This is a genomic window from Enterococcus gilvus ATCC BAA-350 (assembly GCF_000407545.1).
GTDB lineage: Bacteria > Bacillota > Bacilli > Lactobacillales > Enterococcaceae > Enterococcus_A > Enterococcus_A gilvus.
This window is the reverse complement of the sequence record NZ_ASWH01000002.1, coordinates 307,356-322,002: the sequence shown is the minus strand read 5'-3', so window position 1 is coordinate 322,002 and position 14,647 is coordinate 307,356. Positions and strand designations below refer to the sequence as shown.

Here is a 14,647-nt window from a genome sequence, read left to right as displayed (position 1 = left end):
GATTTTTATTTATAACATAATAAAAAAACGAAACCCTAATTATAAAAGGATTTCGTTAGATTTAACAACAATGTTTTTTATACAAATTTTTAAACTAGAATAATTTACCTGTTTTAATGGCATAAATAGTTAAGGAAATCAGGATGAACAACGCCAACATTTCTACTAGAAAGTCAATGGTTTTTACTCCGTTTTTCGAAGTGTTCTTCTCTTGTTTCATTGCTCTATTAGGGCCCTCCTTACGTTTACAATGCAAGGATAGCAAACCATTGGTATAGGCTCGTAACAATTCTTATTGAATTTGATTAGAATACTGTGAGACGACCCTCATTCAATCCAATTTCTTTATAAAAAGGTCGCCTTTTGCCTTTCTCATCGCGAGTGAAAGGCCCAACAACTGAAGGACTTGGATCAAAGGAACGCCCGCTCCAGTATAGAAGAACATGAACAAGCCCTTTCCCTTCGGTGCCCAAGTAGCGAACCACGACACGCCAAAAAGATAGACAACATACGTCAGCAGCAGACCAAGAACTATGATCAAATACTCTGACAAAACAGCCCGCGTTTGTTTCTTTTTAGCGTAGGTGAACGTCGACAAGACGAACATCCCCAAGCTGATCAGCATTAATAGAGGAGAAAGAATACGGTAGATCCAGATCATGCCATTGACGATTCGTACGATTGGCCGCGTTCGTTTCGCTTCTGCCTCCATGCCCTTTTTAATAGTAGAAACAGAACGTACATTTACCAAATCCAGGACTTTCTCCGCAGGTTGCTCTGGCACGAAGATCGAACCCCCGTAACTTGTTTGATAGCTTTTATAGAAGGTGGTCTCAATGATTCCAGCTTTCATATAATTTGCTACTTTACTCAGATCTTCCAGTTTTTTCCCATTGCTTTGTTTTGAGACGAAAAGCATATTCTTCTTGGTTAACTCCCCAGACTTGAATCCTTGCTCCAGTTCACGATTGATCTTTTTAAAGACTTTTTCGTTTTCACGGCCATCTTTATACAAACCCTCTCGCTGGAACATCTCCCTTAAGCCCCAGACAAACATATCTCCAGGCAGCTCGCCATTTTTGACAGGCCAAGAATCAGGCCAGATTGAGTCGTTCAGCATCCAGTGAATCCCTTGATGGTACTTCGCAAATGTCGGTGAGACTTCCTCCGCCTTCGCGAATGTTTTTTTCGACACCCAGATCCCGCTGTCTTCAGCGATCTCTGGTGTATCATACCCGCGATTATCAATTTGGATCAGATGTTCCGTCATCTTGGCAAAGGATGTCTTTGTTCGATCATTCGTTGTGAAGATACCGTAATGATCTTCATTCATCTTGGAGATCAGTAAGGACTCACCGACCGTAAATAAAACAGGTGCGATTAAAAGTAAAAAATTCCCAAGTATTTTTCTTTTTTTCGTCGTTTTTACAGACTGCCAAAAAGTACGAATCTTTTCCTTCGGTGACCCACCCAGCGGTTCTTTTCCCGCTAGGATACCCAAAAGTGTAAAAATCGTAGCGACGGCATAGAAAGGAACTAACCAAATCGAATCTTCTCGTAAAAACCAGAAAAAAGGAAAAGCTGCCATTAGCAGGATCGACCACGGAAGGCGCTGATGGATCGTGTCTTTCCTTCGTAAATACAGCCCTAAGATCCCTGCCAAAACAAAGAGGACAGCCGCAAACACTAAGCTGTTTCGATAAATTCGCAAAGAAAAATCGGAGGCCAAAGTCGCTGGTGAGTAAATGAGAAATAAGAAGCCAAAAGCACTTAGGTACTTGTTCTTAATCAGCGGCGCTAACGCCCTAACCATCGTAACTGCTGCGAGCATATCGATCAAACATAAAAAGAGCGGATATGACAGCCTTGAAAAATGATTCACTAGTAAAAAGAAGGTAAAAGACAATCCTTTAGTCAAGATCCCTGCATTGTAGGGTCCTAGCCACTTACCGGCTAAAATGTTCAACGCCTGATTGATGGATAGCGCGTCATCATATCCTGCCTGCATATACACTTTGACAGGCATCTCCACAGCAATCAGAAGCCGAAAAAGAATCGCTAAAACAACAAAACCAACAAGTATTTTTTCTTTTTTCGTATTCAGGTGCCATCGTTTTATAAGGTTCATAGTTCAGGGAAAGGGATAAAAGGCGGCATTTCCCCTTCTACCTCCATTAAAAACTTTTGCAGCCAAATGACATCTAGCCATTGCTCAAATTTGTAGCCGATTTTAGGGAAATTCGCGACCTCGCGATACCCTAATTTTTCATGAAAATGAATACTGGCTTGATTTCCGCCTGTGATACATGCTGTTAGAATCGCCACGTTCTGCTTTCTCAACGTTGCTTCTAACGCTTGATATAGTTTTCTTCCTGCACCATTGCCACGTTTGTCACGGTCTACATAAACACTGACCTCCACCGCCCAGTCGTAAGCTGCTCGTTCTTTATAGGCATGTGCATACGCGTAGCCTAAAATGTGTCCCTCTTCTTCTGCCACTAAGTAAGGGTATTTTTCACTAATTTCTGCGATTTTTTGAACAAAATCCTTCGTATTCGGTACGTCATAGTCAAAAGTAATTGTCGTTTCTTCAACGTAAGGTGCATAAATCGCGGACAAAGACGCGGCGTCCGCGGGTACTGCTGCTCTAATATTCATCATAGACCTCCTCGCTGTCCCAATTCTAACACTCCACTCTATAAAAAAACACCCTGTTCCAAAAGGATTACGACAAAACTTTAAAAATAATAAGGACTTATCTGCGAAGGCGGGGCTTACTTGAACCCTCCATAAACATGACATCATGATGACATCAATAACACGTTGATACATTTTTATACAAAGTTATTTCTCATTTATACAGCCCTGTTTTTTGTTTAAAAAGATGTGAATTTGCGGATTTTACCTGTTTGTTCGTATTCCTTGAATCCTATTAAAAGAAAATGGCAATTATTTAAGGCAAAACTGATTAGTTTTATCCCCTACTTCTGGTTATTTTTGCATAAGTATGCTTATATAGAAACTGTGTTTCTTGAATCCTACATTTTCAACGTCACAAAGAAAGTGAGTGTTTCGATAGAAGCCGTAGTTCACTAAATAAAGAGCATTTTTCGTTTTTCGAAAGATACGTCTATGCCTATGAATTAAAGGAGAAGTTATGGATCAGAATCAAACGCCGGATAATCATACAAAAGAAATGAGTCTGCTAGGACTGAGCATGATCGTGATCGGCTCGATGCTTGGCGGCGGTGTATTTAATTTACCAAGCAGTATTTCCCAATCAGCGGGGGTCGTTGCTTCCTTGCTTGCCTGGCTGATCACTGGGATCGGTGTGTTCTTCATCGCTAAAGTTTTTCAGACTCTTTCAAAGGAGACACCAGAGATCATTGGGGGAATCTATTATTATGCAAAAGACGGTTTTGGCGATTATGTCGGCTTCAATTCCGCTTGGGGCTATTGGCTGAGCAATATAATCGGAAATGTATCTTTCGTTATTTTATTCTTAGATGCATTGAGCAAATTCATCCCGTCGATCGGCGGCTCGGGCGGTCGAATCGGTTTATTTTTAGGGACATTTATGATCTGGGGCGTGGTCTTTTTAGTCGCTCGCGGAATTCGTACAGCCAGTCTTTTAAATACCATCGCCACGAGTGCAAAAGTGGTGCCCATCTTGATGGCGATTTTTCTTTTGTTTATTCATTTTAAGTACCAGACCTTTTCAATGGACATCTTCGCTAAAAATATGATGCTGAATGGCAAACAGCTCGGCGGAATCCCTACTCAGATTCGCCACGCGATGCTCCAAACCATGTGGGTATTTGTCGGGATTGAAGGCGCCGTTGTCCTGTCTGGCCGTGCGAAACGGGCACGAGATGTGGGCCGCGCGACACTGATCGGCTACAGCACGACGCTTGCGATCTACGTGCTGATCGTGATGCTGAGCTTTGGTTCATTGCCGCAGGAACAGCTTGCGAATTTGCCAAGCCCTTCATTGAGCGGTGTGTTGCGCGCATCCACAGGCCCTTGGGCGGCTCATATGATCGATGTCGGTGTCATTATTTCCGTATTGGGCGCTTGGATTTCTTGGACGATCTTAGCGGCGGAAATTTCATTTGATGCGGCACAGGACAAAATGTTCCCCGCTTTCCTAGGAAAAGCCAATAAACAAAACGCACCAGTAAACGCTTTGATCCTGAACGGTGTGATCATGCAGGTCGTCTTTTTGATTTCTCGTTGGGCGATGGATGCTTTCCAAGCGGTGACTGACACGGCAACAACAATGGTGCTCGTCCCTTATGTCTTGTCTGCCGCTTTCTTATGGCAGATCGCGAAAGGGAAAAAACATAAAGGACAACAAGTGTTAGCTATCGGCGGGATCGTTTATGGCATCTATATGCTGTACTCCTCCGGCATTTTAAATTTACTTTATTGTATCGGTATTTATGCGTTGGGCATTGTCTTTTGGTTATGGAACAGCCATACGTACCACCGTCCGATTTTCGCCACCAAACGAGACAAACTTCTATTTGTGCTGGTGACCGGCTTAGGCGTCGTGAGCCTTGTGACTTTTTTGATCCAATCAATGTAAAAAAAAAAACAGCGAATCAATTGATCGCTGTTTTTTTATATACGTTGTAAAATCATCGTAATCAGAAGCCCTGCCGCATAGCAGCTATTGAAGACAATCAAGTTTTCAACGGCCAATGGAAATGTTTTAGTTTTGATCTGTACCTGTGTGAAGCGGGCGGTTTGAGGAATCACTTTTACCAGACTGACAAAAACCAGCAGAATCGGCCACTGATAGATGCCGGTGAGCATTCCAACAAAGATCACGCCATAACAGCTATACATCAAACCATTGAATAAGCGAATCCCCCACTCACGTCCGATATAAAAAGGCAGCGTATACCGATGATTTTGAATATCTTGTTCCAAGTCACACAGGTTATTTGCCAGCATAATATTCGCGATCGTCAGCATCAAAGGCAACGCTGCCCAAATGACGGCCAATACAGCCCTCGTGTCGCCAGTCACTGCGAAGTGATTCCTGTCTAGCTCCATGAAAAAGAGCCGCTGGTCGTAAGTGTTCAAGTAGATCGTAATTGCAAAAATCCCTAACCCTTCCGTCACGCCACTAAAAATTTCTCCTAAGGGCATCCGTGACAGCGGAATGGGACCATACGTGTAAAACACACCAACAAAAAAGCAAGCCGCTCCCATCGGCAACAGCATCCAGCCCGTTTGAACAACTAATATGAGTCCTATGATCGCCGCAAATCCTACTAAGCCAATAATCAGTCGTTGAATCTGCTTTTCGGACAAATTTTCGCGTCCAATAATGTTTTCTTCGTACTTATAGGTCTCTGAATGGGCCTTTTTAAAATCCATATAGTTATTGATTGCTGTGATCGCCAAATCAAAAGCGAACATCCCGAAAAAGAAAATCATTGTTTTTCCTGGATGAAACGAATGGAAATAGGTATTCGTAAACAGCACAGCAATGACAAAAGGAAAAATTCCAGCGAACTTTGTACGTATTTGCACAAGTTCAAAGAAATGTTCTTTCGTCATTTTTTTAGAGGCGTGTTTTAAGTCCTTCATATTCTCCATAGTGTCAGTTCCCCGTTTCAGTTCCTTTTTTCTAGATATATACATAAAAATAGACTACACCAGCAGGCAAGCGACGGCTCCACCTGCCTGTGGTGTATGTCTATTTAGCCAATAAAAATCTGCAAGAGAATGGTCGCAGTAAGACCGATCGCGTAACAGCTATTGAAGGCGACCAAATTTTTGATTGAAAAGATAAATGTTTTTCTTTTGATCTGTTCTTTTGTAAATGCCTTTGTCTGGGGATAGACCCTCACTAAACTCAGGAAAGTCAAGAGGATCGGCCACTCATAAATCCCAGCGATCCATCCAATAACAATCGCGATGTACGAACTGTACATAAGAATATTGAACAAGATCACCGCATTTCTTTTACCCAAATAAAACGGCAAGGTGTATCGGTGATTCGTAATATCCTGCTCCAGATCGCAAATATTATTAGCCAGCATAATATTTGCGATCGTAGCGATCAAGGGCAATGATGCCCAGATAACAGCCAATACTGCGGTGGTACTTCCGGTAATCGCAAAATGCTGCAAATCCAGCTCCATGAAGAATGGTCTCTTATCATACGAATTGATATAGATCGTAATGGCAAAAATCCCCAGTCCCATCGTCACCCCGCTGAACACTTCACCTAGCGGCATCCGAGATAACGGAATCGGACCGAATGTATAGAAAACACCAATAAAACAACAAGCACAACCCATGACAAGTAACAGCCAGCCCGTTTGAATTGCCAAGGTGATTCCTACAATTGCCGCGAAACCAATCAGTCCAAAAATGATCAGTACGACGGTCTTTTCAGAAAGCTTGTCTCTTCCGATAACATTTTCTTGATATTTATATTCTTCTGAGTGGGCTTTGCGAAAATCCATGTAATTATTGATGGCGGTCGTTGCCATATCAAAAGCCAGCATCCCAAAGAAGAAAAAGAGCGTTTTTCCCCAATGGAAGGAATGGAAATACGTATTCGCAAACAGCACCGCAATTATAAATGGAAACAGACTTGCTAATTTGGTGCGTATTTCTACTAGATCAAAAAAGCTTTCTCTTGTCATATTAGTTCATATCCTTCTCGTCGCCCATCGTATAGCCTGCCTCTTTGTTCAGCTCGAAGACATCCTTCAGGCCAGAGGTCACATAGACTTTGTCATCGCGTGTAACGAAAATAGCTTCCGTATCCTTTAGATCCTCCACGTACTTCATCCCATCTTTCACGCCCATTGAAAAGACTGCCGTAGACAGACCGTCCCCGTCAATGGATTTTTTCGACACGATCGTTACGCCTGCAAGATCGTTATCAAAAGGATACCCCGTCTTCGGATTGAACAGATGATGGTACGTCTTTCCATCTACTTCCAGATAGCGTTCGTAAATTCCAGAAGTGACTAGTGACATATTGGTCTCAGGAACACTTCCTAAAACGACATTTCGAGCCTGGTTTGGGTCTTGAATCCCCACGGTCCAATCTTCCTTTTGATTTCCACGAGGACTGTTCCCCATTACAAAGACATTTCCTCCAAGGTCGATGATCGCTGTAGTTACACCATTTTCCTTCATGACTTTCACGACTTCATCTGTAATATAGCCTTTGGCGATGGCACCTAGGTCCAATTTCATGCCCTTTTCTTTTAGAAAGACCGTTTGTTCATCATCGTTGAATACCACATCGTGATAATTGACCAGCTTCAAGGCTTGATCGATCTCACTTTGATCCGGCTTGCGCGCATCAGGGAAGCCGATTCGCCATAGCGAAGTGATCGAGCCGATCGCCATGTCAAAGCCGCCCTTTGAATCTTCACTGTATTTGTAGGCTTCTTTCAGCAAATAATACATATCATCGGTAACTTTAACTGGCTTTACGCCCGCCTCTTGATTGATCTCGTCAATCTCGGAACCCTTCTGATTGACCGTGATTTTATCCGCCAATTCTTTTACCCGCTTAAAGGCAGGCTTCAAGACCTCTTTTTTCCCATCATCATAGATGCGCATTTGGACATATGTACCCATTAAAAACTGTTTATCTTCATAAGGTTTTTGATTGATCTTCGGTTTGCTGCCTCCACAGGCCGCTAGAAAAATCGTTAATAGACCAAAAACCAAAATTAATGCTCGTTTTTTCACTTCCATACTTCCTTTACTAAAGCTAAATTTTTTTCACCTAATCATAGCCTTTTTGAACCTATTTTCAAAGTACTTTAAGAAACTTTTTGTCTGGAATAGGAATCCTGTTTCTTCTATAGTAATAATCATTTAGAAAGTTATTGATTGCCAACTAAGAAAAGACTGACAGTCATCTCCGCTTCTAGGAAATAAATTTTTGACAAAATTTATCTACAGGTTCGCTGACATATCATCCAACTAAACTTCATTATTGCTTTACTTGATAATCATTTTATACTGATTGCACTATTCTAGATACTGCGAAAAGTTGGACTGACAAAAAGAGCTGGGGAAACCCCAGCTCTTCTAAGATTCCCTATTGATAAAGGAATTATTTTTTCATTACGATGTTGTCTACTTGGATTGTTTCTGTGTTGCCTTTTTCTGCAGCGTTTACTAATTGTGCTGCATATGTTTGGAAAGCGTGTGAAGAATGAGTAGCACCAGTGACAACTTCTACATCTGCTGGAGCGCCTTTTTCTACTAAGCCTTTGTTCAAGTCTTCGATGTATTCTTTTGGTCCTACACCGCTTTTAGCTTTCATGTTCTTTTCGTAGTCAGCGTCATCTTTTTTAGATTTGCCGTCTTTGTCCACGTTATCGTAGTTTGATTCAGTGATTTTCCCACCAGCAACAGTAATACTGAAGTCTGTACGGTAGCCGTTAGAATAGTTCTTTTCTTCTAATTTGTACGTGCCGTCTTTCAAGTCCGCACCATTGTCGATTTCAATCGTATCTGTTTTACCAGCTTGAGCAGCTTGTACTAATTGTTGAGAGTAGTTTTTGAAGCTTTCGCTTGAATGAGTCGCGCCTGTCACTACTTCAACCGCATCTGGATTTTGCGTTTGTTCTAAAGATTTATTCAATTCTGGAATGTATTCTTTAGGACCAGTTTTTGTTTTTTCTTTCATTTTCTTTTCGTAGTCGGCATCTTTTTGTTTTGATTTGCCGTCTTCGTTCAGATAATCATAATTTGATTTTGTGATTTTGCCATCTTTAACTGTCATATCGAAGACAACGCGATAGCCATTTGCATAATTTTTTTCTTCAAGCTTGTATGTTCCGTCTTTTAAATCGCCGCCTGCTTCTTTTTCTGCTGGTTTTGCAGCTTCTGAAGAACTTGCAGTTGAACTTGAGCTTGACGCAGCGTCTTTATCATTGTTTCCGCCGCAAGCAGCTAAAGCTAGTGTAGAAAATGCAACGACAGCAAACCCTGATACTATTTTTTTCATTTTCATGAGTAACTCCACCTTTTTTCTTTTTTTGTGATTCATTAAACAAGAATCATTCTAAATCACTTCTCAAGTTTTGTACATAGTTTTTTTACATATAACCTTAGTTTTTAATTTAATTATTAGAATACCACCATTATCAAATGAGAATAATTACCGTAGACAAAGAAATAAAGTAAATGTATAATATATTCGATTGTTCATTTATTATCAATGCATATTCATTGTGCAGTCATTATCATTTAAAAGGAGCGGATTATCAATGGCGAAAGAGAAAATTGTCGTTGTGGGTGCAGGGTATGCAGGTGTTGCAGCAACGAAATTTATGGCCAAGAAGTTAAAAAAAGATGATGTTGAGATCACCTTGATCGACCGTCACTCTTACCATACAATGATGACCGAATTACACGAAGTAGCGGGCGGACGGGTAGAACCGGAGGCTGTGCAATACGACCTACAACGTTTATTTGCTCGTCAGAAGAATGTTTCATTAGTGACAGATACAGTTACTGGGATCGACAAAGACAAAAAGATCGTTAAAACGAAGTTAGGCAAATACCCATTTGATCAACTGATCATCGGTATGGGTGGTGAACCAAATGACTTTGGTACTCCTGGCGTGAAGGAACACGGATTTACGTTGTGGTCCATGGAAGATGCGATCAAGATCAGAAAACACATCGAAGATACCGTGGCAAAAGCAGCCGCAGAACCAGATGAAGCAAAACGTCGCGCGATGTTGACCTTTGTCGTTTGTGGATCAGGATTCACAGGAATCGAAATGATCGGCGAATTGATGGAATGGAAAGCGGTTTTAGCGAAACAGCACAAATTGCGTCCTGAAGAATTCACATTGATGGTCGTAGAAGCCCTTCCTACTATCTTGAATATGCTGGATCGGAAAGATGCTGAAAAAGCAGAACGCTTCATGATGAAAAAAGGCATCCAATTGAAAAAAGGCGCCCCTATCACTGAAGTAACCGCAGATCACATCATTTTGAAGGATGGTTCACAAATCCCTACAAACACCTTGATCTGGACTGCCGGAGTCAAAGGAACTTCTGACGCGGCGGACTTTGGACTTGAAGCTGCGCGCGGGCAACGGTTATTCGCCAACGAGTACATGCAAGCAAAAGGCTACGAAGAGAAAGACATCTATATTATCGGTGACTTGGTTCATTACGAAGAGAACAGCGATGGCCGCCCTACTCCGCAGATCGTTCAAGCAGCGGAACAAACAGGACACACGGCAGCAGCGAATATTGTCGCGAAGATCAAGAACACACCAAAACACGAATTCAAAAGCAATTATCAAGGATTTATGGTTTCGATCGGTTCTAAATGGGGCGTCGCGAACTTGATGGACAAGTTCCACCTGTCTGGTTTTCTGGCGATCGTCGTAAAACATTTAGTGAACCTGTTGTACTTCTTCACGATTCGTTCTGGGTACTACATGTTCCAATACATGATGCATGAATTCTTCCATATCAAGAATGATCGCAATGTTACGCGTGGACATTCTTCCCGTTACGGCAATGTTTTATGGAGCGTGCCATTGCGTGTCTTCTATGGCTCAATGTGGTTGATCGAATCTTCTAAGAAAATTGTTGGAGACGGTCAGTATTTAAATCCTACTTCTTGGTTCGGAGACGGCTCATGGTTTACAGATAAAGTGGTCTTTCCTTTCCCTTGGTTGCAAGAACAAGTGACTACTGGCGCTTCGGCGGCAGGTGCTCATGCAGCCGAAGCAACGACTGCGGCAACAGGTGCTGCTGGCGGTGCAACAGATGCCGCTGCGACAGCAACACATTTTGGCTTCAGCTATGCTTTTGGTGAAAATCCAATGCCGGTCTTTGAAAAAATGCCCCACTGGTTCGCAAACATCATGGAAGTTATGATGCCAAATAGAGACGTTGCATTGTTCATGCAGAAATTCATGACCTTTGTGGAAATCGGTATCGCTTTAGCCTTGATCTTCGGATTGTTCACTTGGTTGGCAAGTGCTGCGACGATCGGTTTGACTGTTGTCTTCTGTCTGTCAGGCATGTTCTACTGGGTCAACATCTGGTTTATCTTCGTTGCCTTTGCTTTGATGAACGGCTCTGGTCGTGCACTAGGACTTGACCGTTGGGTGATTCCTTGGATTCAACGTAAAACAGGCAAATGGTGGTATGGTACGCCACGATCCATTTATGGAAAAAACGATTCAAATTAATTGAATGAATAATGAAGGAAAGTTCTAAAGGGCTTGTTTTTCTCTTTAGAACTTTCTTTATGTTATGATAAGAAAAGATTTATACCCGAATCAACCTACAAATCAAGAGAACAAGTAAGAGGTGTTTATGTTGAAGCTGAAGGATCTTGCAAAAAATAGTTTGCTGCGCCCTTGGGATGGTCTCATTATTCTTCTTCTTGTGCTGCTCTCCTTTGCACCTGTTGTGGTCTTTAGTCTGAATCGCGCCTCTAGTTCGACACAAGAAGCGGTCCTTTCAGTCGATGGAGAAGAAATCAAAACCTTCGATCTATCTGATAAATCCCAAACCTACACGTATCGTTACGAAGAAAAAGACGGAGATTATAACCTGATCGAAGTCAAAGATGGTCGGATTCGAATCAAAGAAGCCGACTGCGGAGATCAAATCTGTGTTCGACGCGGATGGATCGACCAATCTGGCGAGACTATCGTGTGCTTGCCTCATAAATTGTTGATTGAAATCAAATCCTCAGACGGAGGGGAACCTGGCAGCGTCATTTATTAGCTGTCTTCATTATGAATAAAACACAAAAGTTGATCTATATAGCCCTACTCGTCGCCCAAGGTGTTATTTTGGGCTTGATCGAGAATATGTTCCCGTCCCCTTTCGCATTTGCGCCAGGAGCAAAGTTGGGACTTGCCAATTTAATAACAATCGTTGCTATTTTTACGATGCCAAAACGCGACAGCTTTCGCCTGATTTGGATGCGTCTGATCTTAACGACCCTCTTAGGCGGAACCGTGTCAACGTTTTTATATAGTATGAGCGGCTCTTTGTTGAGTTATTTCGGCATGCTTCTCGTCAAAAGTCTCGGCCCTAAGCGTGTCAGCATCATTGGTATCAGTGCTGCCGGCGGGTTTCTTCATAACGTGGGTCAGCTTTTAGTTGCTAGCTGGATCGCTCAATCCTGGACGGTCATGCTGTACTTGCCTGTCATGTCCTTCATGGGTATCCTTGCTGGGATCGTTATCGGGATCGCTGGGAACTACCTACTGAAGCATGTACGAGCGCTGCAAAAATTCCAATTAGATTATGAGCAGACCAAGAAATCGAATAAAGGCTCAGGAGGCCAGCCAAAATGAAACTTCATCCTATGTGGCAAGATTATCCTGATCTTGCGAAGCAATTGACGACGACACTGCACTTAATGGAAGACGTCGTGAAATTAAAAAATAAAAAAGTGGAATCTGCTGTACTAGATATGATCCATGCTGGCGGCAAGCTTCTGCGCCCGGCATATCAGCTTCTATTCGCTCAATTCGGTCCTGAACAGGACGAAAAAAAAGCCACGGCCCTCGCCGCGTCGATCGAAATGCTGCACACAGCGACATTGATCCATGACGATATCGTCGATGATTCTGAATTACGCCGTGGATTGCCGACGATTCGTTCGACCTTTGGAAATGACACGGCCGTATACGCTGGCGATTATCTATTTATTTGCTGTTTCAAATTATTATCGGATTATTCAACGTCACTGAGAAGCTTGCAGCTAAATTCCCGCAGTATGGAAAAAATCCTCGATGGCGAATTGGGACAAATGGATGATCGTTACAAATTAGATCAAACAGTAGAAGAATACTTAGAAAATATTTCTGGTAAAACCGCTGAGCTCTTTGCTTTGAGCTGTTCTGTCGGTGCTTTTGAGAGCGGGAATAGTGAACGCTTCGCCAAAAAAGCTGGAATGATCGGACAAAACATCGGCATCGCTTTTCAAATCATGGACGATCTCCTCGATTACGATGCGGCTAGCGATACATTAGGCAAGCCCGTTTTGGAGGATGTCCGTCAAGGCGTCTATTCCCTGCCTTTGATTTATGCCATAAATCAGGACAACGAAGAATTGCAACACCTGTTGGAAAAGAAAAATCAACTGACGGCTGAGGATGCTTTGGCTGTCCAACGTCTGGTTCATCAATTAGGCGGCACGACCTATGCGCAGCAATTGGCATCTGATTATACGGATCAAGCCTTAAAGGACATTCGCAAATTACCGGATAATTATTTCAATACGAAGGAAACCTTAGAGCGTTTGACACGTCAAATTTTATTGCGTACTAATTAAAAGCCTCCAAAAGTTAGATTGTCTGTCTAACTTTTGAAGGCTTTTTTCATTATTCGACTAAGCCGAAGCTCATACCGATGATCAAAATAATCAAGACGAGGATCGTGATCGCCACATACAAATAGTCTTTCTCTTTTGCAAAGGCAAAAATCGAAACTACCACTCGCAAGACAGGCGTCAAGATCAGACAAAAGAGTCCGAACATCACAAAGGCTTCCCCGTTGAACTGGGCCATTCCTTTGAAAATCGTTTCTAATGTAGTCGGTGTTTGGTGGGCGGCTGTTGGGTTTAAAAACAATAATGCCAATCCAACTAGAATGATCGCCGCTGAAACAATGACACCGATCCGTAAAATGTACCCGATGGAACGCTCGATTTTCAGCATTTCTTCTTTATTGTCCATTACATGATCACCCCAAATCCACGAAGAACCATTTGAAGTCCCATAAAGAGTAGTATTGGAATAAAGATCATACGAATCACGATCGGCTTCAAGCGTGTCATGATGCGGGAACCGATCGTCGCTCCAGCTAACACCCCTAACGCTACCGGTGCCGCGATCTCCGGCAAGATCGTCCCATTAAAAAAGTAGACCATCGCAGAAGCCGCTGCTGTGACGCCCATCATTAAGTTACTCGTGGCGCTTGAGGGTTTCATCGGCATTTTCATGATGGTATCCATTGCTGTCACTTTGAAGACCCCGCTGCCGATCCCCAATAATCCCGAAGCAAGTCCTGCCCCCAGCATCATGGCGAAGCCCCCCGGTACCTTTTCTACTTGATAATCAATTTTTTTATTTAAGACTTTATCGTAATAAGACCCGTTCAATTTTAATTTTTCAGCTAAAGGATCATTGGCGACTTGAACAGCCTCTTCTCCAGATTTACTGCGAATCTTTTGGATCATATTGAGGACCGAAAATAACAAAAAGCTGCCAAACAAAACAAATAGAAAGCCTGTCGGCGCAACGCCTGAAAGCAGCGCCCCAACGATCGCTCCGATGGTTGTCGCGATCTCCAAAAACATGGCCACTCGCAAATTCAGCATGTCGTCCTTCAAATAAGCGATCGTTGCACCTGAACTGGTGGCGATCACACAGACGATGCTGGTCGCGATCGCATATTTGATGTCCAATCCCATGATCAACGTCAAATACGGTGTCAAAATAATGCCGCCGCCGATCCCTAAGATCGAGCCCAATACGCCGGCCAGTAAACCGACTACAAGTAAAATTCCAATCTGACTAAGCATAACTTCCCGCCTTTCTGCTGCTATTATAGCGCAACATTTCTTTTGCGGCAGAACGTGTAGCGGATACATCAG

The 14,647-nt window shown here is 42.6% G+C and carries 14 protein-coding genes; 5 read left to right on the top strand and 9 right to left on the bottom strand.

Annotation, left to right across the window (positions count from 1 at the left end; genetic code table 11):
* Positions 1-94: 94 nt before the first annotated feature.
* From I592_RS22195 to I592_RS16530, 3 genes are all read right to left on the bottom strand, one after another.
* On the bottom strand, positions 95-220 hold the full coding sequence (locus I592_RS22195; RefSeq protein ID WP_257007168.1) for a hypothetical protein: 126 nt from the start codon (positions 218-220) through the stop codon (positions 95-97).
* A gap of 111 nt (positions 221-331) precedes the next feature.
* On the bottom strand, positions 332-2,128 hold the full coding sequence (locus I592_RS16535; protein WP_010778532.1) for a hypothetical protein: 1,797 nt from the start codon (positions 2,126-2,128) through the stop codon (positions 332-334).
* Positions 2,125-2,658, bottom strand: a complete 534-nt coding sequence (locus I592_RS16530; protein WP_010778533.1) for a GNAT family N-acetyltransferase — start codon at positions 2,656-2,658, stop codon at positions 2,125-2,127. The genes I592_RS16535 and I592_RS16530 overlap by 4 nt, the downstream gene beginning before the upstream one ends.
* 499 nt (positions 2,659-3,157) lie before the next feature.
* Between I592_RS16530 and I592_RS16525 the strand changes: the two genes are divergently transcribed.
* Positions 3,158-4,588 (top strand): basic amino acid/polyamine antiporter, encoded by a 1,431-nt coding sequence (locus tag I592_RS16525; RefSeq protein WP_010778534.1) that lies wholly within the window; start codon positions 3,158-3,160, stop codon positions 4,586-4,588.
* 35 nt (positions 4,589-4,623) lie between these two features.
* On the opposite strand, the gene menA (I592_RS16520) is transcribed toward I592_RS16525, so the two are convergent.
* The 4 genes from menA (I592_RS16520) to pplA form a co-directional block, all read right to left on the bottom strand.
* Positions 4,624-5,610 carry a 1,4-dihydroxy-2-naphthoate polyprenyltransferase gene (gene menA, locus I592_RS16520; RefSeq protein WP_010778535.1) on the bottom strand — a complete coding sequence of 329 codons (987 nt, stop codon included), beginning with the start codon at positions 5,608-5,610 and terminating at the stop codon, positions 4,624-4,626.
* Between the two features lie 104 nt (positions 5,611-5,714).
* Positions 5,715-6,668, bottom strand: a complete 954-nt coding sequence (menA, locus tag I592_RS16515; protein WP_010778536.1) for a 1,4-dihydroxy-2-naphthoate polyprenyltransferase — start codon at positions 6,666-6,668, stop codon at positions 5,715-5,717.
* A gap of 1 nt (position 6,669) precedes the next feature.
* Entirely contained in the window at positions 6,670-7,734 is a 1,065-nt protein-coding gene (locus tag I592_RS16510; protein WP_010778537.1) for an FAD:protein FMN transferase, read from the bottom strand.
* Positions 7,735-8,104: 370 nt separating this feature from the next.
* Positions 8,105-9,010, bottom strand: a complete 906-nt coding sequence (gene pplA / locus I592_RS16505) for an extracellular electron transfer flavoprotein PplA (protein WP_010778538.1) — start codon at positions 9,008-9,010, stop codon at positions 8,105-8,107.
* 256 nt (positions 9,011-9,266) lie between these two features.
* Here pplA and I592_RS16500 point away from each other — a divergent pair, with 256 nt between their 5' ends.
* The 4 genes from I592_RS16500 (at position 9,267) to I592_RS16485 (ending at position 13,324) form a co-directional block, all read left to right on the top strand.
* Positions 9,267-11,219: an FAD-dependent oxidoreductase gene (locus I592_RS16500; RefSeq protein WP_010778539.1), complete on the top strand. Its 1,953-nt coding sequence runs from the start codon at positions 9,267-9,269 to the stop codon at positions 11,217-11,219.
* Between the two features lie 130 nt (positions 11,220-11,349).
* Complete coding sequence (locus tag I592_RS16495; RefSeq protein ID WP_044926835.1) at positions 11,350-11,763, top strand: NusG domain II-containing protein; 414 nt, start codon at positions 11,350-11,352, stop codon at positions 11,761-11,763.
* Positions 11,764-11,774: 11 nt separating this feature from the next.
* On the top strand, positions 11,775-12,341 hold the full coding sequence (locus tag I592_RS16490) for a Gx transporter family protein (RefSeq protein ID WP_010778541.1): 567 nt from the start codon (positions 11,775-11,777) through the stop codon (positions 12,339-12,341).
* Entirely contained in the window at positions 12,338-13,324 is a 987-nt protein-coding gene (locus I592_RS16485; RefSeq protein WP_010778542.1) for a polyprenyl synthetase family protein, read from the top strand. The genes I592_RS16490 and I592_RS16485 overlap by 4 nt, the downstream gene beginning before the upstream one ends.
* A 49-nt stretch (positions 13,325-13,373) precedes the next feature.
* Here I592_RS16485 and I592_RS16480 read toward each other — a convergent pair whose 3' ends face one another.
* Both I592_RS16480 and I592_RS16475 read right to left on the bottom strand, forming a co-directional pair.
* A complete protein-coding gene (locus I592_RS16480; protein WP_010778543.1) occupies positions 13,374-13,727 on the bottom strand; it encodes a DUF1634 domain-containing protein in 354 nt (117 codons plus the stop codon).
* On the bottom strand, positions 13,727-14,575 hold the full coding sequence (locus I592_RS16475) for a sulfite exporter TauE/SafE family protein (protein WP_010778544.1): 849 nt from the start codon (positions 14,573-14,575) through the stop codon (positions 13,727-13,729). Before I592_RS16475 ends, I592_RS16480 begins: the two co-directional genes overlap by 1 nt.
* Positions 14,576-14,647: the final 72 nt, after the last annotated feature.

Bases quoted from the DNA above. Each gene is read 5' to 3' on its own strand.
- I592_RS22195 (WP_257007168.1), bottom strand. From the start codon at position 220: ATGAAACAAGAGAAGAACACTTCGAAAAACGGAGTAAAAACCATTGAC.
- I592_RS16535 (WP_010778532.1), bottom strand. From the start codon at position 2,128: ATGAACCTTATAAAACGATGGCACCTGAATACGAAAAAAGAAAAAATA.
- I592_RS16530 (WP_010778533.1), bottom strand. From the start codon at position 2,658: ATGAATATTAGAGCAGCAGTACCCGCGGACGCCGCGTCTTTGTCCGCG.
- I592_RS16525 (WP_010778534.1), top strand. From the start codon at position 3,158: ATGGATCAGAATCAAACGCCGGATAATCATACAAAAGAAATGAGTCTG.
- menA (WP_010778535.1), bottom strand. From the start codon at position 5,610: ATGGAGAATATGAAGGACTTAAAACACGCCTCTAAAAAAATGACGAAA.
- menA (WP_010778536.1), bottom strand. From the start codon at position 6,668: ATGACAAGAGAAAGCTTTTTTGATCTAGTAGAAATACGCACCAAATTA.
- pplA (WP_010778538.1), bottom strand. From the start codon at position 9,010: ATGAAAATGAAAAAAATAGTATCAGGGTTTGCTGTCGTTGCATTTTCT.
- I592_RS16500 (WP_010778539.1), top strand. From the start codon at position 9,267: ATGGCGAAAGAGAAAATTGTCGTTGTGGGTGCAGGGTATGCAGGTGTT.
- I592_RS16490 (WP_010778541.1), top strand. From the start codon at position 11,775: ATGAATAAAACACAAAAGTTGATCTATATAGCCCTACTCGTCGCCCAA.
- I592_RS16485 (WP_010778542.1), top strand. From the start codon at position 12,338: ATGAAACTTCATCCTATGTGGCAAGATTATCCTGATCTTGCGAAGCAA.
- I592_RS16480 (WP_010778543.1), bottom strand. From the start codon at position 13,727: ATGGACAATAAAGAAGAAATGCTGAAAATCGAGCGTTCCATCGGGTAC.
- I592_RS16475 (WP_010778544.1), bottom strand. From the start codon at position 14,575: ATGCTTAGTCAGATTGGAATTTTACTTGTAGTCGGTTTACTGGCCGGC.